The following is a 23,219-nucleotide window of genomic DNA, read 5'->3' on the forward strand; positions in this document are numbered from 1 at the left end:
ACACTACATGATGTGTCAGAACAGTATCGCCGGAACCGTCATGCCGCAGATCACGCTCTACACCACCAGCTGGTGCCCCTATTGCACCGCCGCCAAGTCGCTCCTGAAGAAGAAGGGCGCGGCCTTTGAAGAGATCGATGTCGACGGCAAGCCGGAGCTGCGCCGCGCCATGAGCGAGAGGGCCGGCGGCCGCAGCTCCGTCCCGCAGATCTTCATCGGCAACCGTCATGTCGGCGGCTCCGACGACCTGCATGCGCTCGATGCCCGCGGCGAACTCGACACGCTGCTCGCGGCATGAGGCCGCATCATGAGGAATGACAGAATTGCCGGGCGTCCGCGCCAGGTGGCGCGGCGACGGTCCGGGTGTATCACGGCGACCAGCCGCCTCATGAGTCAACGATGATCCGCTATTCCCTTCTTTGCGACAGCGCCCATGAGTTCGAAAGCTGGTTCGCGAGCTCCACCAGCTTCGAGGAGCAGTCGCGCCGCGGCCTCGTCTCCTGCCCGGTCTGCAACAGCAGCAAGGTCGAGCGCGCCATCATGTCGCCGAGCGTGACGCGGACAGATCGCGGACCGCGCGCCGAGGCGCCTGGTTCGGAGGCTCTCCCTGCCCCGGCAACGCCTGCACCAGCCCCCGTCGCTCTGATGGGCGAGAAGGAAATCGCCTTCCGCGAAATGCTGACGGCTCTGCATAAGCACGTCACCGAGACCGCCGAACATGTCGGTCCCCGCTTTGCCGAGGAAGCTCTCAAGATCCATCACGGCGAAGCCGATGACCGCGCCATCTATGGCGAAGCGACGCCAGACGATGCCCGCCTGCTGCATGAGGAAGGCGTCGAGTTCATGCCGCTGCCGCGGCTGCCGGGCGGTCGAAACTAGTTTTTCCTACCAGTCACCCGGCACGCCCAGGCTATCCACGCGCTTGTCGCCCATTAGTCCAAGACGGGATGCTCCCCCTGTGATGTGAGCATCCCGGAGGGCACCTGAAGGAAGCACCGCAGCGCGTGCCCATTCCAGCACCCCTTGCAAATTCATGATTACGGGCATATACCCGCACCTATGTCCAGCCCTTGCATCTGCACGACCTTGCGTTCGGCCTCTCGCCGCATGGCTGCCTTCTACGACGAGGCCATGGCGCCGGTCGGGGTCAATATCGCGCAGTTCAGCCTGATGCGGACGATCGCGCGCTCCGCCCCCGTCACCTTGACCGAACTCGGGCGGTTGACCGAACTCGACCGCTCGACGATCGGCCGCAATGTCCGCGTGCTCGAGAAAATGAAACTCGTGGCGCTCGGCCGCGGCAAGGACCAGCGCGAGGCCACGGTCTCGCTCTCCGATGCGGGCCGAAAGGTCCTCGAAGACGGCGCTCCGCTCTGGCATGCAGCGCAGAAGGCGCTGGATGACCGGCTCGGCGCCGAGGCCATGCGGAACCTTCGCGCGGCACTCGATTCACTTTGATCTCTCGCACAAATGCGGGCATATACCCGCAACTAGGAGACTCGCATGCCCACTGACGCTCTCGCTCCCGCGGCCCCGACCGGGCTTGCAGCGCTCTTCGCCCGGCGCGGCGTGCATTATGGCTGGGTCGTTGCCGCCGTGACCTTCCTCACCATGCTGGTGACGGCCGGCGCGGTCGGCGCGCCGGGCGTGCTGATCGGACCTCTTCAGAAGGAATTCGGCTGGGCAACCTCGGAGATTTCCTCCGCTCTGGCGATCCGCCTCGCCCTGTTCGGCCTGATGGGCCCGTTCGCCGCCGCGTTCATGAACCGCTTCGGCCTGCGGCCCGTCGTCGGCGTCGCCCTGACCTTCATCGCCGCCAGCGTGCTCGGCTCCTTCGTGATGACGCAGCTTTGGCACCTGATGCTGCTCTGGGGCATCGTCCTCGGTCTCGGCACCGGCATGACAGCGATGGTGCTCGGCGCCACCGTCGCGACGCGCTGGTTTGCGCAACGGCGCGGCCTGGTGGTCGGACTTTTGACGGCAAGCACCGCTACGGGGCAACTCGTCTTCCTGCCCTTGCTCGCGGAACTGACCGAGCGCGTCGGCTGGCGCTCCGCCATGGTCTTCGTGCTGGCCATGATCGTGATCGCGGCCGTGGCCGTGCTCCTGTTGATGCGCGACCGGCCCGCCGATGTTGGTCTCGCCCCCTATGGCGAGACCAGGATCGAGCCAGCGCCTGTGGCTCCGATCAGCCTGCTGACCATGCTGGCCTCTCCGCTCGTTGCGCTCCGCGAAGCGGTGCGCACCCAGACCTTCTGGGTGCTGTTCGGAACCTTCTTCATCTGTGGCGCGAGCACCAACGGCCTGGTGCAAACCCATTTCATCGCGCTCTGCGGGGATTATGGCATGGCGGCGGTCACGGCGGCCGGCGTGCTCGCAGTGATCGGCATCTTCGATTTCGCCGGCACGGTGGGCTCAGGCTGGCTCTCGGATCGCTATGACAGCCGCTGGCTGCTGTTCTGGTATTACGGGCTGCGCGGCCTCTCGCTGCTCTACCTCCCCTTCAGCGACTTCTCGTTCTACGGCCTGTCGCTGTTTGCCGTGTTCTACGGCCTGGATTGGGTCGCGACCGTACCGCCGACCGTGAAGATCGCGGCGGACCGTTTCGGCGACAAGACCAACCTGGTCTTCGGCTGGATCTTCGCCGGGCACCAGCTCGGCGCAGCCTTCGCCGCCTATGGCGCCGGCTTCAGCCGGACTGTCTACGAGAGCTATCTCCCGGCCTTCTTCATCGCCGGAGCCTTGTGCCTGTTCGCGGCTGCCTTTGCGATCACGCTCCGCGGGACCAATGCCCMGCTGGCGAGCGCCAGGGCTACTGCCTGAGAGATCAGGGCCAGCAGCAGTGCGATCCTCACAATTGCCGGTTGGGAAAGGCCGGCTGCGGCTCGGCGGGGGTTGGCACCGCGGCGTGGAGCTTAGATCATCGGATCGGATATCGTGTCCGGCCCGATGATCTCGGCTTCTGTGGGTGCTTCGGCGTTCCCGAAAACCGCGGCCCACATTTCGGGCAGGCTTCAGAGTGGCTCGATTGCGGGGACCCTGAAGACCTCGACCGTCGACTTGCCGCCCGCCAGGACCCTCTCCCATTCCACCTCGGCGCGGACGCGTGCAAGGCAGGGCTCCAGCTTCGCCTCGGCCAGCGCATGCGGCACGAAAACGAGCCCGTCATCATCGCCGATGACGAGATCGTTCGGCTGCACCGCGACACCGCCGAACACGATCGGGCCGTTGACGATGCCCCGTTCCATCGAGGAGGGGCCGCGTGGCATCACCCAGCGCGAGAACATGATGAAGTCGGGCCATTGCGAGACCGGCCCGACATCCCGCACCGCCCMGTCGACGACGACGCCGGCAATGCCCTTGAGGCGCGCGGCACCGCCGAGCAGATCGCCGATCATCGCCGCATCTCGCCGCCCGCCTGCCGCGACCACGACGACATCGCCGGGACCGGCAATCGCGATCGCATGATGCACCGGCCCGTAATCGGCCGGCTCGCACCAGGCCGTCACGGCCGAGCCGGTCAGCCGCGTGCCCGGCGCAAAAGGCCGGATCGGCCGGATGCGCGAATCGGCATGGCCGACACCGCCGAGCTGGTCGGCAATGACCGAGCTCGGGACCGCGCGCCAGGCGTCGATCAGGCCATCGGGAAGGCGGGAATTGCGCGGATTGTCGAGGCGGGTCGGCATGGTGATGGCCTTTTCTGGTAGCGGTTCAGAAACTCGGTTCACGCCCCGCCCTCCCGGGCGACCGGAGGAAGGCTTGATGCTGGACCAGGCAGGAGGGGTTGAAGGCAGAGAACCCGGATCGTCGCTTTGCTCTGTCCGGGCGGGCATTCAATGAGCGCGAGCTCAGGCCGCCCGTCCCGAACGCCTGCCAAGATAGCGCTGAACAGCCCGCTCCAGCCGGCGCACGCCCTCGGCAAGAACCTCTGGCGAGGAGCGCGTGAAGTTGACCCGCATCGCGCTGTTGAGCGCCCCATCGGGATCGAACACGCTGCTCGGCACGAAGGCGACCTTTTCCTCGAGCGCGCAGTTGTAGAGTTCGTTGGTGTCGATCTCGCTGGACTTCGCCCGCATCCAGACGAACATGCCGCCAGGCGGGATATCCCACTCGAACCATTCGCCGAGATGGCGCGAAGCGGCGGCACAAAGAGCATCGCGCCGCTCGCGATAGGCTGCGACGATGCGCGGAATATGGGTGGCCTCAAAGCCGCTTTCGAGCAGTTCGAGCGCAACCGCCTGGGTGAACATGCTGCTGCTGATGTCGGTCGACTGCTTGGCGAGCGCCAATGTCGCGATCATCCCGGCTTCGGCCACGATCCAGCCGACGCGCAGGCCGGGCACGAGGCTTTTGGACAGCGTTCCCAGATAGATCACCGGGCCATCATAGGCCCCATCCGGATAGCGCGCGGCATGGGCGGCGAGAATGCTGGGCCCGGCCTCGCCATCGAGCTGCAGCGGCAGATAGGGATCGTCCTCGACCAGCCAGGTGCCGGCCTCGAGAACCTTGTCGAGCAAGGCCGCACGCTCGGCCTGGCTGACGAGCACCCCAGTCGGGTTGGAATAGTTCGGCACGGTATAGACGAACTTGGCCTGGCGCAGTGCCAGGTCGAAGCCGGGCCGTTGCAGGCTCCAGTCCAGCCCCTCATAGCGCGGGTGGCGCGGTCGCCAGGCATCGAGCGCGCCGAGATAGGTCGGGAATTGATTGACGATCAGGTCGCCCGGATCGATCAGCGCCTTGCCGATCAGGTCGAGCCCCTGCATCGCCCCTGTCGTCAGCAGCACATTCTCCGGTCCGAACCGCCTTCCCGTGCTGGCCGTGACGCGCTCGGCGATGGCCTGGCGCAACGCCGGCAACCCCTCGACCGAGCCGTATTCGAGCGCGACGGCGCCCCAGCGTTTCAGCGCCCGCTCGCTTGCGGCAGCGATCGCATCCACCGGGTAGAGCTCGGCCGCTGGCAGTCCGCCGGCAAGGCTGATGATATCGGCCCGCCCGCCGATCGCCATGAACTGCTGGGTGATGCTATTGCCGGATTTGAACCACTGCGAGAGCGCAGGACGTGCTGCCGGCAGCTGGGCATTCGATATCGCCATGACGCTTGAACCACCTTCGTTTCAGCCGGGCACGATGTCCTTTKAGCGACTATAACAGTCGCGAAGTGAGAGAATCCGTGCGATGTTCCGGCCTGCTGCGTTTCMTTTGCMGATAATCGCCATTAACCCGCAATTCCGGAGTGAAAATCACTCATGATCGAATTGGACCGGATCGACCGAAGGATCCTGGCCGCACTTCAGGATAACGGTCGGATTTCAACTCTCGAACTCGCCGAGAGAGTCGGCCTTTCGCCGACGCCATGCAGCCGCCGGATCAAGCGGCTCGAAGACGCCGGCGTCATCGAGGGGTACTCGGCGCAGATCAGTCCGACTGCGCTCGGTTTCGGCATCTGCGTGATGGTGAGCGTGAAACTGGCCAAGCAAAGCCCGGATGCGGCAAGCCAGTTCATGACCGCGATCCAGGGCCAGCCCGAGATTACGGAATGCCTGCTGGTCACCGGCAATGTCGACTATCTCTTGCGCGTCTGGGTCAGGGATATCGAGGCGCTCCGCACCTTCATCAGCGCTGCATTGCAGGCGATTCCCTGCGTCGCGGAGACCTCGACCATGGTGATCCTCGACACGCAGAAATCCAACCAGCTCCTGGAGGTAGCCAGCCACGCACCAGGCAGGAAACCACGGTTCAGCCAGCCCAGGCATGCGCCCGGCAGCGTGTAGCGCCGACTCATCCGAAGGTCGGAGACGACTTGCGCGGCCCTCTGGCGTTATCTTCGCCGCAGTGCAACATTGAGATTGCATTGGGTCCAGGGTGGAACGGCAAGGGAGCGGCGATGAACGCGATCGGCCCAATCGGCGACAAGCCGGCGCAGCGTGAGAAACCCTGGATTTTCCGCACCTATGCGGGCCATTCGGACGCGGCCGAGTCGAACAAGCTCTATCGCACCAATCTCGCCAAGGGACAGACCGGCCTGTCCGTCGCTTTCGATCTGCCGACCCAGACCGGCTACGATCCCGACCATGTGCTGTCGCGCGGCGAGGTCGGCAAGGTCGGTGTGCCGATCAGCCATCTCGGCGACATGCGGGCTCTGTTCGACCAGATCCCGCTGGCGCAGATGAACACCTCGATGACGATCAACGCGACCGCCGCCTGGCTGCTCTCGCTTTACGTCGCGGTTGCCGATGAGCAGGGCGCGCCGCGCGCGACGCTGCAAGGCACGACCCAGAACGATCTCGTCAAGGAATACCTGTCGCGCGGCACCTATGTGTTCCCCCCGCGCCCCTCGATGCAGCTGACCACCGATATCGTCGTGTTCACGGCGCGTGAGCTGCCGAAATGGAACCCGACGAACGTCTGCTCCTATCATTTGCAGGAAGCGGGCGCCTCGCCGGTGCAGGAACTCTCCTATGCGCTCGCGACCGCGATCGCGCTGCTCGACTCGATTCGGGCCCAGCCGGAGGTCAGCGAAGCGGAATTTCCGGGAATCGTCGGGCGCATTTCGTTCTTCGTCAACGCCGGCATGCGCTTCATCACCGAACTCTGCAAGATGCGGGCTTTCGTCGATCTCTGGGACGAGATCACGCTGAAGCGCTATGGCGTGCAGGAGGAGGCGATGCGCCGCTTCCGCTACGGCGTGCAGGTCAATTCTCTTGGCCTGACCGAGCCGCAGGCCGAGAACAATGTCTACCGCATCCTGATCGAGATGCTGGCAGTGACGCTCTCGAAGAAGGCACGCGCGCGGGCCGTTCAGCTTCCGGCCTGGAACGAGGCCCTGGGGCTGCCCCGCCCCTTCGACCAGCAATGGTCCCTGCGCATGCAACAGGTCCTGGCCTACGAGACCGACCTGCTCGAATTCGGCGACATCTTCGACGGTTCGGCGGCAATCGACGCCAAGGTCGAGGAGTTGAAGGCCGCAGCCCTCGACGAACTCGCGAAGATCGATGCCATGGGCGGCGCGCTGGCCGCAGTCGAGTCCGGCTACATGAAACAGGCGCTGGTCGAGAACGGCGCACGCCGCATCGAGGCGATCGAGCGCGGTGAGCAGATCGTCGTCGGCGTCAACAAGTTCACCACCAGCGAGCCCTCACCGCTCTCGGCCGGAGAGGGCAATGTCGTCACCGTGCCGGATTCCGTCGAGATGGAAGCCATCGGCCGGCTCAAGGCCTGGCGTTCGGCCCGCGACKACAAGGCAGCACAGGCTGCGCTCGCGGAGCTCTCGGCAGCCGCCAAGGAAGTCCGAAACGTCATGCCGGCCTCGATCGCCTGCGCCAAGGCCGGCGTCACTACCGGCKAATGGGCCCAGGCCCTGCGCGAGATCTTTGGCGAGTATCGCGCCCCGACCGGCGTCGACACCGGCAAGCGGGGCGACGATCCCGGCCTTGCGACCGTCAAGGCCGCGGTCGCGCGCGCGACCGAAAAACTCGGACGCCCACCGCGCTTCCTCGTCGGCAAGCCTGGCCTCGACGGTCACTCCAACGGCGCCGAGCAGATCGCCGTCCGCGCCCGCGATGCCGGCATGGCGGTGAACTATGGCGGCATTCGCCAGACCCCTGAGGAGATCGTCACGCAGGCGCAGGAGACCAAGGCCGACATCATCGGCCTCTCGATCCTTTCCGGTTCGCATCTGCCATTGGTGCGCGATGTCACGGCCCGGCTGCGCGTCGCCGGCATGACGATCCCGGTCGTGGTCGGCGGCATCATCCCGCCCGATGACGAGAATGCCCTGCGCAACATGGGCGTGGCCGCGGTCTATACGCCGAAGGATTTCGCCTTGGACGGGATCATCGCGGATGTCGCCGGGCTCGCGGCGAAAACGCAGAAATAGGGCACTCGGCGCGCCATCGGCAAACCCGCCGGGGGTAGATGGGCGAGCCGGCGCACCGGCAGCGCAGCAGGTTACGTCACATGATCATCCCGGAGGGCCCGATAGGTCGTCTCAGACCAGCCCCGTGGTCTTCAGCTGCTGATACGCCTTGAGGATCTCCTGCAGCGTGCCTTCGCGCGAGCGGTCGCCGCCATTGGCGTCGGGGTGGAAGCGCTTCACCAGTTCCTTGTAGCGCGCCTTGATCGCGACGGAATCGGCCGTGTCGTCCAGCCCAAGCGCATCGAGCGCCTTGCGCGCCACGGCGCCGACGCGGGGCTCCGGCTTTGCAGCCTGCTGCTCCCTGCGCGTGCCAAAGATGTTGAAACCGTCCTGCACCTCGGGCCCGGCATCGCCGGCAGCCGCCGCGCGTCCGCGCTGCGACATGCGTGCCGCCTTGGAATTGACGCCGAGTTTCCAGGTTGGCCGGTGGCCGATCTCTTCCTGCTTCTGATAGGCGGCGAGCGCCTCGTCATTCATGCCGGAGAAGTAGTTATAGGTCGCGTTATAGGCCTTCACATGTTCGAGGCAGAACTGGAAGAACTGGCCTTCCCGCCCCCTGCCCTTCGGCGCGCGGAACTCACCGGCGCGCTGGCACCCGGAATGGTCGCAGCGCACAGCCACAGTCTCGACCACCTCTTCCGCCTCGGAAGGGCCGATCCTGATCCGGTCGAAAAGGCGAGAATTGAAATTCATGGTCTCTCGGTTATGCGGGCGGAAAGCCAAACGGACAAGCTCTGCACGACAGGCGCTGTCAGGCGCCTGCGGCGGACACATTCGAAACGCTGCAGAGATCGGCCCCGATCGCGTCAGAATCCCAGCAATCCGGGTGGCCGTCAATGCGTCCTAGATAATGACGCGCTGCGCCAGTCTCAACGGCTGCATGCGGGATCACCGCCCGAAGCCAATATCGGCCTGGCCCCACGCGGCACGCGGTAGATCGGAGCCTCGCCCGAATCCGCCGCGACCTCGACCAAGCCGACGCCGACATGAGAGCCCGGAGAATCCGGCTCGAATGAGGCGGCGATGACATTCGCCCCCGATTGCGTCATCGGCACGAAGACTGCGGTCGCCGGAACGTCCAGCCGGCGCGGCCTGAGCTCGACCTTCACCGCCTGGTCCGGATTGATGTTCTCGCGATCGGCCTTCTTCACCGTCCCCTTCTGCTCGACGACGAAGGCCTCGACATCGAGCGAAGCCGGCCCGCCCAATGCGCAGACGGCGATGCCCTTCAGCTTCAGGGCTTCAACCGCAGGCTGGCCCGAGGCCAGCACGATATAGCCTTCCGGCCGCACCCGGCGCCCGGTGATCGTCACCTGGCGCGAGTCGCGGAAATCGACTTCCGTCGGCATGTCGGAAGCGGTGTCGGGATTGACCAGCGGGATCGCCATCTTGACGGTGGCAATGCGGTGGCCGACGACCAGCTCGCCTTYGTTCTTCGCCAGTTCGCCGCGCGCAGCCGCGACCGCCTGCAGCACCGCCTTGTCATTGGCGGCGACCGTATCGAGAACCGACCGGGAAATGACGTAATGCGTCGCGATGCGCCGCTCCAGGTTCTCGAGTTTGAGGCCGACGCCGCGCGTCTCGATCAGAAAGGAGACCGCGCCCGAAAGTCCGAACAGGTTGCGCGCGATGCCGGGCGCATTGCCGCCCATCGAGACGACCTTGTCGTCCTTGTTGTAGCCCGTCGTGAAATACCAGAAGGAGGAGAGCCCGTTCTCGGCCATTGCCTTGTCCATCGCAGGCTTGACCAGCTCGGACGCGAGCTTCGTCGTCTGCTGTGGCACGGCCGGATTGGTCGCGTAGAGGATCATAGCATCGGCGGCATTGAGCCCGCCGAACTTCTCGAGCCAGCGATTGGCGACTGAGAACTCATGCACGTCGACGATGACGTCGGGCGGCAGCTCGGCGAGCTTGGCATGCAGCGCCTTCGTCTCCGGCAAGGTCAGCAGCAGGTGATCACGGTTGAGATCAAAGCCGTTGGCACCGGTGCGCTTGTCGGCCGCTGCCCCGTCAGGGTTGGTGCGCGGCACGATCACCACCACCAGCTTATCGAGCACGGCCTTGAGGTCGGTCGTGGCCAGATCATTGGCGAGTGCGAGCATCGCTTCACCACCGGCCGGCTCGTTGCCGTGCTGCTGGCCGACGAACCAGACGATGGGCCGCCCCAACGCCCTGAGCGCCGCCGCATCCTTGGCGCCTTCCTTGGAGAAGATCAGATAGGGCAGATCACGTCCCTGCTGCGACGTKCCAAGCGAGCCGAGCACGACCTGGGCCGGCGCCTTGGCGGCGAGATCGGCAACGAAGGCGTCGAGCTCGGCCTGCGTGGTCAGCCCGGGCGTGCCGCGTGTCAGCGACGGCGTCGCCAGCGGGATCGGCACGGATTTGTAGCGGGCAAGCACGGCCTCGCTCTGCTTGTAGTCGGCGACCTTGCCCTCCTCCTGCGCCAGAGCGGGAGCGGCTCCGAGCAGCGTCAACAGCCCAAGAGCGAACGCCGTTCTCGTCTTCATCCCAACCTCCAGCGAAATGCCGCATTCACCTGACACCAGGCGGCGACTATGAAACGGCGACGGAGACCGGACAAGCAATCCGCGATTGCTGACGGCCCAGCGGAACGAGGCGACAGATGACCAGCATGGCGGAACGCATCACCAGCAAGCTCGATTCGGCACTGGCGCCGGAGCATCTGCGTGTCATCGATGAATCGCATCAGCACCAGGGCCATGGTGGCTGGCGCGAGGGCGGCGAGACGCATTTTCGCGTCGAGCTCGTTTCCTCCGCCTTTGCCGGCAAGAGCCGGCTGGAGCGTCATCGCCTCGTCAACGCGGCGTTGGCCCAGGAACTGGCCGACCGGGTGCATGCGCTGGCGATTGTCGCCAAGGCACCGGGAGAGGCCTGAGCCGATCAGCTCTTGGCCGATCAGCTCTTGCCCGGCCGCTCCGGCATGAAGGCGTAGATCGCGCTCGGGACGAGCAGCAGCGCCGCAAAGCCCCAATGGAGATGGGCAAAGGTGGTCGCGGCGTCGAGTCCGGCCTGGCGCTGCTCGGCGATGAACCAGCCCGAGCCGGACTGGATCGCCGCTGCGCCTGCAATGAACAGGAAATTGATGCAGGTCATGCCACGCCCGATCAGGTGCTCGGGAAAGAACAGCCGTGCATGCGCCATCAACACCGCATAGGTGAACCCCGTCGCGCCGATGAGCGCGAACAGGCCGATGGCCAGCGCCGAATGCGCATCCCCCCAGAGTGCCAGGGCGATGAAACAGAACGCGGTCAGCACCGTCCCCCACAGGACCAGCGGCTTGCTGCGGCCGAGCCGCTGTTCGAGCCCACCATAGAGGAAGGCGCCCGCGATCATGGTCATCGCCATCGCCGTTGCGACATGGCCGCTGGCGATCGCATCGAAACCGTGCACGCCGCTCATGAAGGGCGCAATCCAGAGACCGCGGATCGTCGCGATGATCGCGTAGCCGGTGAGGGTGATCGGCGCGAGCAGCCAGAGCGGACGGAGCGCGAGAATGCTCCGCAGCCCCTTGAGCAGGCCTTCGTCACCGCCTGAGGCCGCCTTGGCCCTGGGCGGATCACGAACCAGCGCGGCGGCGACCACGGTCGCGGCCAGGAAGCAGGCGGCCACGACCAGCATCGACGGCCGCCAGCCGAAGCGGGCAGCCGCGACCGCCAGCGGGCCCGCGCCGACGAGATTGCCGATCGAGCCGAGGCCGATAAAGGCCGAGGTCAGGAAACCGAAGCGCTTGGGATCTTGCGTGCGTGCGAACAGGAACAGCGCAGACATGAAGATCGGCGAGCAGCCAAGCCCGAGCATCGCCATGCCGAGCGTGCCGGTGACAGCGTGGGTCGCCGTCGCGAAGAGGAAGGCGCCGGCCGAGCCGATTGCCATCGTCACGGCGACGGTCCGGCGCGGCCCCAGCCGGTCGAGCGCCCAGCCGACCGGGAACTGCGCCAGGGCGAAGGTTATGAACCAGGCCGCGCCCAGAAATCCCAGCTCGCGCGGCCCGATCCCCAGATCCGTCATCACCGGGCTGGCGATGACGCTCAGGAAGGATCGGTAGAAGATCGAGAGGATATAGGCCGGCAGCAGCGCCAGGAAGATCGTCACGTCAGACGGTCACTTGATCCGCTCGAGCACCGAGACATAGTTGGCCACCGCAGCCCCACCCATGTTGAAGATACCGCCCAGGCGTGCGTCCTGGACCTGCATGCCTTCGGGCGCCTCGCCAGTGAGCTGCATAGCGCTGAGCACATGCATCGAGACGCCGGTCGCGCCGATCGGATGGCCCTTGGCCTTCAGGCCGCCGGAGACATTGACCGGCAGCTTGCCGCCCTTCTGCGTCCAGCCTTCCTTGATGGCGCGGGCGCCCTCGCCTTCTTTCGTCAGGCCCATCGCCTCGTATTCGATCAGCTCGGCGACGGTGAAGCAGTCATGCGTCTCGACGAAGGAGAGATCATCCAGCGTGACGCCGGCATCGGCGAGCGCCTTCTTCCAGGCTTCGGCACAGCCGTCGAATTTGAGGATGTCGCGCTTCGACATCGGCAGGAAGTCCTGGACATGGGCCATGCCACGGAAGCCGACGGCCCGGCGCATTTCCATCGCCGTCGCCTGATCGGCCAGTACCAGCGCGGCAGCGCCGTCCGAGACCAGCGAACAATCGGTGCGCTTCAGCGGCCCGGCGACATAGGGGTTCTTCTCGCTCTCCTCGCGGCAGAAGGCGAAGCCGAGATCCTTGCGCATCTGCGCATAGGGGTTCTCGACGCCATTCTTGTGGTTCTTGGCCGCGATCATGGCGAGTGCATCCGACTGATCGCCATGGCGCTGGAAATAGGCGGCGGCAATCTTGCCGAACACACCGGCGAAGCCACCGGGGGTCTCGCCATCTTCCGGCAGATAGGAGGCCTTGAGCAGGAATTTGCCGATATCGGCCGAAGGTGTCTTGGTCATCTGCTCGACGCCGACGACGAGCACGATCTTGGCATCGCCGGCCTTGATGGCGCGCACGCCCTGGTGCACGGCGGCCGAGCCGGTCGCACAGGCATTTTCGACCCGCGTCGTCGGCTTGAAGCGCAGCGCCGGGTCCGCCTGCAGCACGAGCGAGGCCGTGAAATCCTGGGCGGAGAAGCCTGCATTGTAGTGGCCGAGAACGATCTCATCGACCTGTTCGGCGGTAATGCCGGCATCGACCAACGCGTCCGTCGCCACGCGGACGATCAGGCTCTCGATGGTTTCGGCATCCTGCTTGCCGAACGGCGTGTGGGCCCAGCCGACGATTGCAGCGCTCATGACGACCTCTCAGAGTAATGTGCAGTTACACTTATCTGCGCCCGACCACGGTATCGTTCAAGCCGGAAACAGCGCAATCCGGCCGTGCGCAGAAAGGGGGACTGCCCGCGAAGCCCCGCTCGTAACGATATAGCGCGTTGCCGCCCATGAGGGGAGAGGATGAGCCTGTTCGCGCATTCTGCGCCGGCTCTCTGCATGACGCTGGAGACTGTGCTGGGCTTGCCTGGTCGAGCTTTCCGCGTCCACCTGTGCCCGCGGCACGTCCAACTGACGGCCTACATTTTCTCGCCGGGCAGCTGACTGGCTTGTTTCACCCAAGCGGCGAACTGCGCCTCGTCGAGTTCGCCCTCATGGATATCGAGATAGCGCACGTCCTTCTGCTTGGACGCACCGGGCGGAACAGGGCTCAGCGATGCGCCGCGGAAGAACGCAACTTTCACGTATGTCGTGAGGCAATGAAAGCCGAGGAACCAGCCTTGGTCCTGACCCTCCACTCCGTAGAAGGGCGAATTCCATTTGACCGCCTTGCGCGCCCCGGGAACGGTGCGCTCGATGATGGCATCGAGGCGGCGTCCGACGTCGCTTTTCCAGCCCGGCATGGCCGCGATATAGGCCTGCACGGGGGCGTCACCATAGCCCTTGGCAATCTGGGGATTGCCACCCGAAAGCAGGACGACTTCGCCCGGCTGCGCCTTCAGCGCCGATTTGCGCGGTCTGGCCCGCTTCTCGAGAACCGGCTCGGCGGCCTCGTTCTCCGTGGCCTGCTCCGGCTTTCTGGACATCCCAGTCATCATCTTCACTGCTGTCTCGCGGTGCGTCGGCCGCCGCCCGATTTGGCGGCATAGGGCAGCGCGAACATGTAGAGACCGGTGGGCAGAAGCACGAAGAGCGGGAACAGCGGCAGGAAATACACCCACTCGGCAGGCTGCTTCCCAAGGCCCAAGGCGATGAAGATCGCGATGACGACCACCGTAAAGATAATCGACATCCAGCGGTGGATCTGCCGAATCCAGTCGTTCCAGTTCATTGGGACCTCCTCTGAGGGCAAGGTGCAGCGGATCGGGCGACGCAGACGTCAATCCGTCCGCGCCATGACCTCTTCCAGATTTCCAAAGAACCGCGGCCAGCCAGCCATTGCTCCCCGGTAATAGGGCTGCTGGTCCGGCCTGAACCCCGTCTGCTCCATGCGCAGAAAGGTCCCGGTGCTCGTAGGGATGAGCGTCCAGGTGACGACGCTCTCGAGATCCTTGGTGTTCCACGTGTAGGTCAGCGTCTTGTGCGGCTCGATCGCCTGAATTTGACACTCGACGACGCCCCAGTCCGCGCTGAGATTGAACCGGTGGCCCAGATCTGGCTTGAAGTTGTTCTTCATCAGCCACTCCTCGATGAGATGCGGTTGCGTGAGAGCGCGCCAGAGCTTTTCCGGCGGATGGGCTATCTCACGCTCGACAACGACCGAGAGCGTTTCGGTCGACGTTTCGTTCATTGGTCCATCCTCTTCAGCAGGTCTTCGAGGTCGTCGAATTTACTGTGCCAGAACCCGGCCATTTGGTTCGTCCAGTCGATCAGCGGGCCCAGGGCGCCGATTTGCGCGCTATAATGCGTCTGACGCCCTTCATGGCGATCCCGCACCAGCCCGGCCTGCTTCAGAATGCCGAGATGCTTTGAAACGGCCGGCTGCGAGATCCCGGCTTGGGCTGTGAGTGCCCCGACCGTCTGCTCACCTTCGCGACACAGCCGTTCGAAAATGCCCCGCCGCGTCGGATCGGCGAGCGTCCTGAAGAGCGCGTCGTGAGCGTTCAGCATCGGAACCCATAACTCATTGGCTATTGATTTGACTCATAACCGCCGAGATATGCGTAGGTCAAGCGCGGTGCTATCGCAGCACCATGATCGGTCACAGGAACCACCGGACATGTCGTATATCGGCGCTGGGTCGAACCTGTCAGGCACCCAAGATCGGCCGTGTCCGCAAGATAGTCGCCCAAGCGGTTCCGTGGAGCGGCGGCCGGCTAAATCGCCAGCATCAGGAGCAGGCCGACACCGAAGACGATCATTGCCATGCCCAGCAGTTCGCGCCGCGTCGTACCTTCCGAGAACATCTTGCGCGAGGCGATCTGCGCCAGTGGCACTTCGATCAAAGCCAGGGTCCGGACATTGGCCGCCGTCGTCAGCGAGAAGCCGATGAACCAGAACTGCGAAGCCGCCGCGCCAAGGAAACCCGCCGTCAGCGAACGGCGCCAGTTCTTCAGGCTCAGGACCAGCGCCTTGCGGTTGGCGATCAGCATGTAGAGCGTCAGGATCAGTGTCTGCAGGCCCAGCCCCAGAGCAAGGGTCGTCGTCGCCCGGATCAGGAAGTCGCCATCCGGCAGAGACTGGATCGCGCCGCGATAGCCGATGGCCGACAGCGCGAAGCAGGCGCCTGAGCCGATGCCGAGCAGCGCGGGACGCAGGCCCGCCCGGCTCAGCTTTTCGCCCGGCTTCCAGGAAACCAGGACGACACCGGCCGTTGCGATCACGATCGCTGCGAATTTCGCCGGGCTCAGCGCATCCCCCAGCAGCAGCGCTCCGAAGACCGCCACCTGGACTGGCTCCGTCTTGGTATAGGCGGTGGTCACGGCGAAGGAGCGCTCTCTCATCGCCGCCAGCATCAGGGCCGTCGCCGCGATCTGGGTCAGCGCGCCCCAGCTCGTGATGCCGAGCGTCGCAAGGCTGATCTGCGGCGGCAGGCGCCCCAGGCCAAGGCAGACGAGGAGCAGGAACAGCAGCGCGAAGGGCAGACCGAACAGGAAGCGCACCTGCGTCGCGCCGACGACGCCGATCACCTCTGTCAGCGAGCGCTGGGTGAGGTTGCGCGCCGTCTGCAGCAGCGAGGCGACGATCGTTGCCGGGATCCAGAAGAGGGTAAAGCTCACGCGGGCATCCGGGGCTGGAACTGTGACCAAGGCTTTACGGCCGCCCGACATGACTAGGCAAATCGCTCCGCTGGGGGTAGGTATGCGTCCATGGGCGGGCCGATCGGTCGCGCCGTCTCGAAAATGCCGCACGCGTCGCGTTGAACCCTGCGCCTTCAACCCTCGTCCAGACAGGCTCAAGACCCGCCCGATGAACGCTCCCCGTCTCGCTGTCCTCGCCCTTGCCCTGTCCGTCAGCGCTCCGGCCCTCGCCGGCACGAGTCTGGTGGTCGATGCGTCCAGTGGCGCCGTTCTCTCCAGCGAGAATGCCAGCCAGGCCTGGCACCCGGCCTCGACCACGAAGATGATGACGGCCTATCTGGCGCTCAAGGCAGTGCGGGCCGGCAAGCTCGGGCTTGAAACGGCGATCCCCGCCTCGAAGCGGGCCGCGAGCCAGCCGCGCGTCAAGGTCTATATCCGCGCCGGGCAGGAGATCACGCTCGACAACGCCCTGCGCATCATGATGGTGAAATCGGCCAACGACATCGCCTATGTCATCGCCGAGGGCGTCGGCGGCGATGTCGAGACCTTCGTCGGGATGATGAATGCCGAAGCCCAGCGCCTCGGCATGAATGACACGGTCTTCACCAATCCGAATGGCTGGCATGATCCGAACCAGCAGGTCAGCGCCCGCGACCTCGCGGTTCTCGCCATGGCGCTGATGCGCGAATTCCCGGACTATTCCGATTACTGGAACACCGGCTCGGTTCAGCTCGGCAAGCAGGTTCTCCAGAACACGAACGGCCTCGTCGGACGCTATTCCGGCATCTCCGGCATGAAGACCGGTTTCGTCTGTGCCTCGGGTTTCAACGTCGTGGCGACGGCGACGCGTGGCGGCCGCACGCTCGTCGCGGTCGTGCTGGGTGCGCTGTCCGCCTCCGAACGCACCGTCAAGGCGGCGCAGTTGCTCGATGACGGCTTCTCGAAATGGGGAGGCTCCGGCTACACCCTCGCCAGCCTGCCCTCCGGCAATGGTGGACGCGCCAACAATATCTGCGACGAGGTTCGCCGCAGAGGCGGCGGCGTGGCTTTGGCCGACGATTCCGACGTGTCCGGCCCCATCGCCGCCAATGCCGCATCCGGCAGCGGCAATGACAACGCCATGAGCGAGCGCTTCGGCGGACCGCAGCCGCAGGCTCGCGCCACAGGCGCCCTGCTGATGCGCACGCCCTCCGGCCGGATCACGCTCGGGCCGCGCGCGCCCATGACACCGGTACAGGTCTCCTTCGGCCGCTCACCGAGCTCTGCTTCGGCCCCGCTCGCCGCCAATGTCACAGCGCGGCCCGACACGCAGTTCGCCCGCGATCGCGCGCCGGTCATTACGCCAGGAGCCCCGGTGTCCGCCGGAGTAGCATCCGGCCCATCGACACGCACCGCCTCGAGCAATGGCGCCATTCCGCGCGGGACGACGGCCTTCGCTCCGAGCAGCGAGGATGTCCAGCCTCCGTCGAATGCCTTCCAGAGCGGCCCCATGAAGCTGCAGGGCGCGATCCGGCCCGGCGCGGCGGCGGCGTCCAGCCTGCGCCCAGGCTCGGCCGCAGGCATCAAACAGGCCGCCCGCCCGCCAGTAAGGCCGGCCCCCGCCAAGCCCGACGCGGCGGCGAAGGCCAAGCCGGAAGCGGCGGCAAAGGCCAAGACCAAGCCGGGGCAGAGCGAACCCAAGCCTCAGCCGGCCCGCACAGGCGCCGTGAAGCCCCCCGTCAAGCCGAAAGCCAAAGTGAACGACGACGCCTGAGTCCTGGAGGGTGCGCGCCGAGACAGCCCGCACCGCCAGTCGACACGGCATCGCCCTGGCGTTTGCCTCGGCTGCCGCCTATGGCAGCAACATCGTCTCGGCCCAGCTCGCGGGCCAGGCCGGCCTGAGCGGGCCGCTGCTGGTTTTCTACCGGGTTTTCATCATGCTCGCGCTGGTGGCCGGAGCCGCCTGGCTTCTGCGGGCAAACTTCAGGGTTCCGCGGCACCAATACCGGGCGCTGCTGGCCTTCGGCCTGACCAGCGCTCTCGTCGGCTCGGCTTACCTGTCCTCGGTCGCCTTCCTGCCCGTGACCGTCGCCGCCGTCATTTTCTACACCTACCCGGTTATCATCGTCCTGGCCGAGCCGCTGCTGACGCCTGCGCGCTTCAGCCTCGACCGACTTGCGGTGGCGCTGACCGCCTTTCTCGGTGTCGGCATGGTCGTCGGGCCCGATCTGCATGGGCTCGATCCGCGCGGGCTTGCGCTCGCGCTCGCAGCCAGCCTCGCGGCCGCGGCACAGTTTTTCGCGGGCTCCGCCTGCGCCGCGACGCCGCTCGCGCCAAAACTGTTGTGGTCGCATCTGCTCATCCTGCCGGTGACAGCGGGCATTCTCGCTTTCGTTGGCGGCTTTGCCCTTCCGAGCGCGCTGGCCTTGGCACCGATGGCCGTCGCGATCACCATTGGCGGCTATCTCGTCGGCTTCCTGTTCCAGGTGATGGCATTGGCCCGTGTCGCGCCAGGCCCCGCTGCCCTCACCTTTTGTGCCGAGCCGGTCTTTGCCGTCGGGATAGCCGCCGTGATGCTCGGCGAGCGGGTCGGCGCGCTGCAATATGCGGGCGGCGCCCTTGTCGTCGTCGCGATCATGGCTAATGTAATATTGGAACAAAATCGGGCGCGACGCGTGCCTGCCCTTAGCCTTGATCGATGATGCCCGACATGACCGGTAGCGACCAGAGACCCATCCCGATCCCGTTGACCTTGCTCACGGGCTTCCTTGGAGCCGGCAAGACGACCCTGCTCAACCGGCTGCTCAAGGACCCCGCGCTTGCCGATACCCTCGTGATCGTCAACGAGTTCGGCGAGATCGGGCTCGACCATCTGATGATCGAGGGTGTCGAGGAGAACATGGTTCTGCTCGCCTCCGGCTGCCTCTGCTGCACCATCCGCGATGACCTCATCGTCACGCTGGAAGACCTCTTGCGCCGCCGCGACAACCATCGCATCGCGCCATTCAAACGCGTGGTGATCGAGACCACCGGCCTTGCCGACCCGGCACCGATCCTCAATGTGCTGATCAACCACCCCTATCTCGCCATGCGCTTCAGGCTCGACGGCGTCGTCACGCTGGTCGATGCCGTCAACGGCATGGCGACGCTCGACGCCCATGAGGAGGCGCGCAAGCAGGTGGTCGCGGCCGACAGGATCGTGCTGACCAAGGCGGACCTGGTCGCGGATGGTCAGGCGGTCGAGGTGCTACGCCAGCGACTCCTGGCGCTCAATCCCGGGATCAACCTTCTCGCGCCGGATGCTCCGGCTGCGGACTTGATCAGCGCCGGCCTCTACGACCTTGCCGACAGGCCCCAGGCCCTGCGGAACTGGCTTGCCGTCGAGGCTCTGGCGACCGGCTCGGGCGGCCATCACCATCACAATCACGATCACGATCATCACGCCGATGGACACGGGCACGGGCATGACAATCATCATCATGATGTGAACAGGCATGACGAGAGCATCCGCGCCTTCTCGCTCTCGGCTGATGCTCCGATCAATCTGGCGACCTTCGAGCTGTTCTGGACCTTGCTGCGCTCGACCCACGGGGCGAAGCTCCTGCGGCTGAAGGGGCTCGTCGCCATAGCCGAACACGCCGGCCAGCCGCTGCTGGTCCATGCGGTCCAGCAGATCCTGCATCCCCCGATCCTGCTCGACAGCTGGCCTGATGCAGACCAACGCTCGCGCCTGGTCCTCATCGTCAAGGACCTCGACGAGGCGATGGTGCAGCGCCTCTGGGCCGCCTTCCTTGGTCAGGCTTCGGCGGCGCTCACGCCTCCGCGCGCAACAGCCGCCGGATGATCTTGCCCGTCGTCGTCAGCGGCAGTTCCTCGCGAAAGGCGATCTCGCGCGGATATTCGTGCGCCGAGAGCCGCTCGCGCACGAAGCGTTGAAGTTCACCGGCCAGATCCTGCGAAGGCGCGAAGCCGGCATTCGGCACGACGAAGGCCTTGACGATCTCGGTCCGGAGTTCGTCCGGCTTGCCGACGACCGCCGCCAGCGAAACCGCCGGATGCTTCAGCAGGCAGTCCTCGATCTCCCCCGGCCCGATCCGATACCCCGATGAGGTGATGACATCGTCGTCGCGGCCGACGAAGTGGACATAGCCATCGGCATCCCGCACGGCCTGATCGCCAGTGGTCATCCAGTCGCCGATGAATTTGTCGACCGTCGCCTCCGGCCGGAGCCAATAGCCGAGGAACATCACCGGGTTCGGCCGCCGGATGGCAATCTGCCCTTCCTCGTCCGGCGCGCATTCCGAGCCATCGGGCCGGATGATCGCGACCTCATGGCCGGGAGTCGGCTTGCCGATGAAGCCGGGCCGGCTGACGCCGATCATCGCGCAGGACGACAGCACGAGATTGCACTCGGTCTGGCCATAAGCCTCGTTGATCGTCAGCCCCAGCGCCTCGCGGCCCCAGCTCAGCGTCTCGGCTCCAAGCGCTTCGCCGGCTGCCGCGACCGTGCGCAGTTTCAGGTCAAAGCGGTCGCGCGGCTTGCCCACACTGCGCAGCATCCGGAGCGCTGTCGGCGGGATGAAGGCATTGCGGATGCCGAGATCGGCCATCAGCCGAAAGGCGTCTTCGGGGTCGAAACGGGTATGGGCGCGCGCCACGACCGGAACGCCGAAATGCAGCGCCGGCAGCAGCATATTGAGCAGACCGCCGGCCCAGGCCCAGTCGGCCGGCGTCCAGGCGAGGTCGCCGGGCATCGGCAGGAACTCGTGCACCATCTGCACACCGGGCAGATGCCCCGGCAGAACCCTGTGGCCATGCAGCGCGCCCTTCGGGTTGCCCGTGGTGCCGGAGGTATAGATCATCAGAGCCGGATCGTCGGGCCCGGTGTCCGCAACTGAGAAATCCTCGCTCGCATCCGCCAGCAACTGCCCCCAGTCCTCAGCACCCGCCCCGGCGCCATCCGTGGACACCATCAGGTCGAGATCGGGCAGCGGCTCGGCAATCTGCCGAACCTTCATCAAGCCCGCTGCATTGGAGATGAGCGCGCTCGCGCCGGAATCGCGCAGGCGATAGGCCAGCGCATCGACCCCGAAGAGCGCGGCCAGCGGCACCGCGATGGCGCCCAACTTATAGGCGGCGAGATGTGCGGTGAGCACGGCCTCTCCCTGCGGCAGCAGGATCGCGACCCGATCTCCGACGCCGACGCCGCGCATCGACAGCGCCGTCGCCAGTCGGTTCGATTGCGCTCGCAACCGGCCGAAGCTGACCGGCGTTACCGTCCAGTCAGGGGCGACGTCGAGAATGGCCGGCCGGTCGGGCTCCAGCGCGGCCCAGCGATCGCAGACATCGACAGCAATGTTGTAGCGCTCTGGAATCCGCCACTGGAAGGTCTCGCGCAGGCGGCCGTAATCGCGCAAATCGGGAAGCATGAAAGATTGAGGGTCCGGCGTTGATGGCGCGGCACGATAGGCAGCCCTCGCCGCGCTGTCACCTTGGCGCTAGGTCAGATCCGCTCTGCACCTTGCTCAGCCATTCGCCATCTGCGAACGCCGGGCCCAGCCCGTCATGCGGCTCTCGACAAGGTCGACGATGGCGACGAGAAGCACGCCGAGGACCGCAAGCACGATCAGCGCCGCAAAGATCAGCGGCACGTTGAAATCAGCCGAAGCGCGGGTGATCAGGTTGCCGATGCCGAGATTGGAGGCATTCTGCTCGCCGATCACCGAGCCGACATAGGCGAGCGTGATCGAAACCTTCAGCGCCCCGAAGAAATAGGGCAGCGCGCGCGGAATCCCGACCTTGGTCATGATGTCGTAGCGGCTGGCACCCAGTGCCTTCAGCACATCCTCGGTCTCGGGCTCGATCGTGGCCAGCCCGGTCGCGACATTGACGACGATCGGGAAGAACGAAATCACGAACGCGGTCAGCACCGGCGGCTGCCAGCMGACCCCGAACCAGATCACCAGGATCGGCACGACAGCGACCTTGGGAATCGAGTTGAAGCCGACAAGCAGCGGGTTCAGGCCCGCATAGATCAACCGGGACGAGCCGACGAGCAGGCCGAGCGCCAGACCGAACACGATCGAGAGCACAAAGCCGGCCGTGGTCATCCAGAGCGTGTGAAAGGCGTTCGTGTAGAGCGGCTTTTGATACTGCACCAACGCAGCCCAGATCGCGGAGGGCGGCGGCAGGATGAAGGAGGAGATCGCGAAGGCGCGGCAGGCGATCTCCCAGATCGCGAAGAAGCTAAGCGTGAACAGATAGGGCGCGAGCCTCAGCCAGAGCGAGCGCTTCATGCCGCCTCCCGCGCCGTACGGATATGGCCGCGCAACTCATGCACGACCGACGCGAATTCAGGCGTATAGGTGATGTCGAGATCACGCGGGCGCGGAAAATCGATCTCGCGCTCGGCGATGATCCGCCCCGGCCGCGCCGACATGCAGAACACCCGGTCGGCCAAGAAAACGGCCTCGCGCAGATCATGGGTCACCAGGATCACGGTGATGCCGCGCTCGGCATGAAGATCGCGGATCACGCACCAGAGTTCTTCGCGCGTAAAGGCATCGAGCGCACCGAAGGGCTCATCCAGCATCAGGAGCTTCGGCTCATGGATCAGCGAGCGGCACAGCGAGGCGCGTTGCTGCATGCCGCCGGACAGCTGCCAGGGGAATTTCTGGCCCATGCCCTCGAGTCCGACCTTGGCGAGCAGAGCCTCGGCCCGCGCGACATAATCCGACTTGTTGGCACGCAAGCGCGAACGATGCGGCTCGACGATCTCCAGCGGCAGCAACAGGTTCCGCAATGTCGTGCGCCAGGGCAGCATCACCGGATTCTGGAAGGCCATGCCGGTGATCTTGATCGGCTGCGTCACCCCCTGCCCGGCGACGATCACCGTGCCGCGCCGGGGCCGCTGCAGGCCGGTCGCGAGCTTCATCATCGTGGACTTGCCGCAGCCGGAGGGGCCGACGATCGCCGCGAACTCGCCCTCCCGGATCTTCAGCGAAAGCCCGTCCACGGCGGGGGTGCTTTCGCCTCCGCCGTAGACATGGGTAACTTCGTGGAGTTCGACGAAGGCGCTCAAGCGCGAGCCCGCAAGG

24 protein-coding genes are annotated in these 23,219 nt (G+C 65.6%); 10 read left to right on the plus strand and 14 right to left on the minus strand.

Annotation, left to right across the window (positions count from 1 at the left end; genetic code table 11):
* Positions 1-40 precede the first annotated feature (40 nt).
* The 4 genes from grxC to AC1DIO_RS00090 all read left to right on the plus strand — a co-directional run bounded on the left by grxC (position 41) and on the right by AC1DIO_RS00090 (position 2,823).
* A complete protein-coding gene (gene grxC, locus AC1DIO_RS00075) occupies positions 41-298 on the plus strand; it encodes a glutaredoxin 3 (protein WP_113512981.1) in 258 nt (85 codons plus the stop codon).
* Positions 299-399: 101 nt separating this feature from the next.
* Entirely contained in the window at positions 400-879 is a 480-nt protein-coding gene (locus tag AC1DIO_RS00080) for a DUF1178 family protein (protein ID WP_441488067.1), read from the plus strand.
* A 228-nt stretch (positions 880-1,107) separates the two neighbouring features.
* On the plus strand, positions 1,108-1,458 hold the full coding sequence (locus AC1DIO_RS00085) for a MarR family winged helix-turn-helix transcriptional regulator (protein ID WP_441504454.1): 351 nt from the start codon (positions 1,108-1,110) through the stop codon (positions 1,456-1,458).
* Positions 1,459-1,503: 45 nt separating this feature from the next.
* Positions 1,504-2,823, plus strand: coding sequence for an MFS transporter (locus AC1DIO_RS00090; protein ID WP_476852981.1), 1,320 nt, complete (start codon positions 1,504-1,506; stop codon positions 2,821-2,823).
* A 191-nt stretch (positions 2,824-3,014) separates the two neighbouring features.
* Here the strand turns inward: AC1DIO_RS00090 and AC1DIO_RS00095 are convergent, their stop codons facing one another.
* Both AC1DIO_RS00095 and AC1DIO_RS00100 read right to left on the minus strand, forming a co-directional pair.
* Positions 3,015-3,728 (minus strand): RraA family protein, encoded by a 714-nt coding sequence (locus AC1DIO_RS00095; protein WP_476852982.1) that lies wholly within the window; start codon positions 3,726-3,728, stop codon positions 3,015-3,017.
* Between the two features lie 120 nt (positions 3,729-3,848).
* Positions 3,849-5,093, minus strand: a complete 1,245-nt coding sequence (locus AC1DIO_RS00100; RefSeq protein ID WP_476775600.1) for an aminotransferase-like domain-containing protein — start codon at positions 5,091-5,093, stop codon at positions 3,849-3,851.
* A 153-nt stretch (positions 5,094-5,246) separates the two neighbouring features.
* Here AC1DIO_RS00100 and AC1DIO_RS00105 point away from each other — a divergent pair, with 153 nt between their 5' ends.
* Both AC1DIO_RS00105 and AC1DIO_RS00110 read left to right on the plus strand, forming a co-directional pair.
* Positions 5,247-5,771, plus strand: a complete 525-nt coding sequence (locus AC1DIO_RS00105) for an Lrp/AsnC family transcriptional regulator (protein ID WP_441504450.1) — start codon at positions 5,247-5,249, stop codon at positions 5,769-5,771.
* 113 nt (positions 5,772-5,884) lie between these two features.
* On the plus strand, positions 5,885-7,876 hold the full coding sequence (locus AC1DIO_RS00110; protein ID WP_476852983.1) for a methylmalonyl-CoA mutase family protein: 1,992 nt from the start codon (positions 5,885-5,887) through the stop codon (positions 7,874-7,876).
* 111 nt (positions 7,877-7,987) lie between these two features.
* Here AC1DIO_RS00110 and AC1DIO_RS00115 read toward each other — a convergent pair whose 3' ends face one another.
* Both AC1DIO_RS00115 and AC1DIO_RS00120 read right to left on the minus strand, forming a co-directional pair.
* A complete protein-coding gene (locus tag AC1DIO_RS00115; protein ID WP_113512968.1) occupies positions 7,988-8,608 on the minus strand; it encodes a DnaJ domain-containing protein in 621 nt (206 codons plus the stop codon).
* A 176-nt stretch (positions 8,609-8,784) separates the two neighbouring features.
* Positions 8,785-10,422: a M14 family metallopeptidase gene (locus tag AC1DIO_RS00120; protein WP_476852984.1), complete on the minus strand. Its 1,638-nt coding sequence runs from the start codon at positions 10,420-10,422 to the stop codon at positions 8,785-8,787.
* Positions 10,423-10,538: 116 nt separating this feature from the next.
* Here AC1DIO_RS00120 and AC1DIO_RS00125 point away from each other — a divergent pair, with 116 nt between their 5' ends.
* Positions 10,539-10,811 carry a BolA family protein gene (locus AC1DIO_RS00125; protein WP_441488059.1) on the plus strand — a complete coding sequence of 91 codons (273 nt, stop codon included), beginning with the start codon at positions 10,539-10,541 and terminating at the stop codon, positions 10,809-10,811.
* Positions 10,812-10,831: 20 nt separating this feature from the next.
* Here AC1DIO_RS00125 and AC1DIO_RS00130 read toward each other — a convergent pair whose 3' ends face one another.
* From AC1DIO_RS00130 to AC1DIO_RS00160, 7 genes are all read right to left on the minus strand, one after another.
* The gene (locus tag AC1DIO_RS00130) at positions 10,832-12,028 is read right to left on the minus strand and encodes an MFS transporter (RefSeq protein WP_441488058.1); all 1,197 of its coding nucleotides are present in this window, start codon (positions 12,026-12,028) and stop codon (positions 10,832-10,834) included.
* 9 nt (positions 12,029-12,037) lie between these two features.
* Entirely contained in the window at positions 12,038-13,207 is a 1,170-nt protein-coding gene (locus AC1DIO_RS00135) for an acetyl-CoA acetyltransferase (RefSeq protein WP_441488057.1), read from the minus strand.
* A 275-nt stretch (positions 13,208-13,482) separates the two neighbouring features.
* On the minus strand, positions 13,483-13,998 hold the full coding sequence (locus AC1DIO_RS00140) for a DUF1801 domain-containing protein (RefSeq protein ID WP_441488056.1): 516 nt from the start codon (positions 13,996-13,998) through the stop codon (positions 13,483-13,485).
* Between the two features lie 5 nt (positions 13,999-14,003).
* Positions 14,004-14,234 carry a hypothetical protein gene (locus tag AC1DIO_RS00145; RefSeq protein WP_441488055.1) on the minus strand — a complete coding sequence of 77 codons (231 nt, stop codon included), beginning with the start codon at positions 14,232-14,234 and terminating at the stop codon, positions 14,004-14,006.
* Between the two features lie 48 nt (positions 14,235-14,282).
* The gene (locus AC1DIO_RS00150) at positions 14,283-14,693 is read right to left on the minus strand and encodes an SRPBCC family protein (protein WP_441488054.1); all 411 of its coding nucleotides are present in this window, start codon (positions 14,691-14,693) and stop codon (positions 14,283-14,285) included.
* The gene (locus tag AC1DIO_RS00155; protein WP_441488053.1) at positions 14,690-15,013 is read right to left on the minus strand and encodes an ArsR/SmtB family transcription factor; all 324 of its coding nucleotides are present in this window, start codon (positions 15,011-15,013) and stop codon (positions 14,690-14,692) included. Before AC1DIO_RS00155 ends, AC1DIO_RS00150 begins: the two co-directional genes overlap by 4 nt.
* Positions 15,014-15,219: 206 nt before the next feature.
* Positions 15,220-16,122: an EamA family transporter gene (locus tag AC1DIO_RS00160; protein WP_441488052.1), complete on the minus strand. Its 903-nt coding sequence runs from the start codon at positions 16,120-16,122 to the stop codon at positions 15,220-15,222.
* 190 nt (positions 16,123-16,312) lie between these two features.
* Here AC1DIO_RS00160 and AC1DIO_RS00165 point away from each other — a divergent pair, with 190 nt between their 5' ends.
* The 3 genes from AC1DIO_RS00165 to AC1DIO_RS00175 are packed head-to-tail and all read left to right on the plus strand — an operon-like array spanning position 16,313 to position 19,966.
* On the plus strand, positions 16,313-17,896 hold the full coding sequence (locus AC1DIO_RS00165) for a D-alanyl-D-alanine carboxypeptidase family protein (protein WP_441504446.1): 1,584 nt from the start codon (positions 16,313-16,315) through the stop codon (positions 17,894-17,896).
* A gap of 10 nt (positions 17,897-17,906) precedes the next feature.
* Entirely contained in the window at positions 17,907-18,824 is a 918-nt protein-coding gene (locus AC1DIO_RS00170; protein WP_476775597.1) for a DMT family transporter, read from the plus strand.
* Entirely contained in the window at positions 18,824-19,966 is a 1,143-nt protein-coding gene (locus AC1DIO_RS00175; protein ID WP_441504444.1) for a CobW family GTP-binding protein, read from the plus strand. The genes AC1DIO_RS00170 and AC1DIO_RS00175 overlap by 1 nt, the downstream gene beginning before the upstream one ends.
* Here the strand turns inward: AC1DIO_RS00175 and AC1DIO_RS00180 are convergent.
* From AC1DIO_RS00180 to AC1DIO_RS00190, 3 genes are all read right to left on the minus strand, one after another.
* The gene (locus tag AC1DIO_RS00180) at positions 19,935-21,551 is read right to left on the minus strand and encodes an AMP-binding protein (RefSeq protein WP_441504443.1); all 1,617 of its coding nucleotides are present in this window, start codon (positions 21,549-21,551) and stop codon (positions 19,935-19,937) included. The genes AC1DIO_RS00175 and AC1DIO_RS00180 overlap by 32 nt on opposite strands.
* Before the next feature lie 96 nt (positions 21,552-21,647).
* Positions 21,648-22,418: an ABC transporter permease gene (locus AC1DIO_RS00185; RefSeq protein ID WP_476852985.1), complete on the minus strand. Its 771-nt coding sequence runs from the start codon at positions 22,416-22,418 to the stop codon at positions 21,648-21,650.
* Entirely contained in the window at positions 22,415-23,203 is a 789-nt protein-coding gene (locus AC1DIO_RS00190) for an ABC transporter ATP-binding protein (protein ID WP_441504441.1), read from the minus strand. Before AC1DIO_RS00190 ends, AC1DIO_RS00185 begins: the two co-directional genes overlap by 4 nt.
* Positions 23,204-23,219 lie beyond the last annotated feature (16 nt).

The sequence above is a fragment of the Allobosea sp. 05T439 genome, assembly GCF_056396005.1.

What these genes read in the sequence shown, in the direction of transcription:
- AC1DIO_RS00145 (WP_441488055.1), bottom strand. Translation starts at nt 14,234, where the DNA reads ATGAACTGGAACGACTGGATTCGGCAGATCCACCGCTGGATGTCGATT.
- AC1DIO_RS00150 (WP_441488054.1), bottom strand. Translation starts at nt 14,693, where the DNA reads ATGAACGAAACGTCGACCGAAACGCTCTCGGTCGTTGTCGAGCGTGAG.
- grxC (WP_113512981.1), top strand. Translation starts at nt 41, where the DNA reads ATGCCGCAGATCACGCTCTACACCACCAGCTGGTGCCCCTATTGCACC.
- AC1DIO_RS00100 (WP_476775600.1), bottom strand. Translation starts at nt 5,093, where the DNA reads ATGGCGATATCGAATGCCCAGCTGCCGGCAGCACGTCCTGCGCTCTCG.
- AC1DIO_RS00140 (WP_441488056.1), bottom strand. Translation starts at nt 13,998, where the DNA reads ATGACTGGGATGTCCAGAAAGCCGGAGCAGGCCACGGAGAACGAGGCC.
- AC1DIO_RS00125 (WP_441488059.1), top strand. Translation starts at nt 10,539, where the DNA reads ATGACCAGCATGGCGGAACGCATCACCAGCAAGCTCGATTCGGCACTG.
- AC1DIO_RS00165 (WP_441504446.1), top strand. Translation starts at nt 16,313, where the DNA reads ATGAACGCTCCCCGTCTCGCTGTCCTCGCCCTTGCCCTGTCCGTCAGC.
- AC1DIO_RS00175 (WP_441504444.1), top strand. Translation starts at nt 18,824, where the DNA reads ATGCCCGACATGACCGGTAGCGACCAGAGACCCATCCCGATCCCGTTG.
- AC1DIO_RS00155 (WP_441488053.1), bottom strand. Translation starts at nt 15,013, where the DNA reads ATGCTGAACGCTCACGACGCGCTCTTCAGGACGCTCGCCGATCCGACG.
- AC1DIO_RS00080 (WP_441488067.1), top strand. Translation starts at nt 400, where the DNA reads ATGATCCGCTATTCCCTTCTTTGCGACAGCGCCCATGAGTTCGAAAGC.
- AC1DIO_RS00115 (WP_113512968.1), bottom strand. Translation starts at nt 8,608, where the DNA reads ATGAATTTCAATTCTCGCCTTTTCGACCGGATCAGGATCGGCCCTTCC.
- AC1DIO_RS00135 (WP_441488057.1), bottom strand. Translation starts at nt 13,207, where the DNA reads ATGAGCGCTGCAATCGTCGGCTGGGCCCACACGCCGTTCGGCAAGCAG.
- AC1DIO_RS00180 (WP_441504443.1), bottom strand. Translation starts at nt 21,551, where the DNA reads ATGCTTCCCGATTTGCGCGATTACGGCCGCCTGCGCGAGACCTTCCAG.
- AC1DIO_RS00105 (WP_441504450.1), top strand. Translation starts at nt 5,247, where the DNA reads ATGATCGAATTGGACCGGATCGACCGAAGGATCCTGGCCGCACTTCAG.
- AC1DIO_RS00085 (WP_441504454.1), top strand. Translation starts at nt 1,108, where the DNA reads ATGGCTGCCTTCTACGACGAGGCCATGGCGCCGGTCGGGGTCAATATC.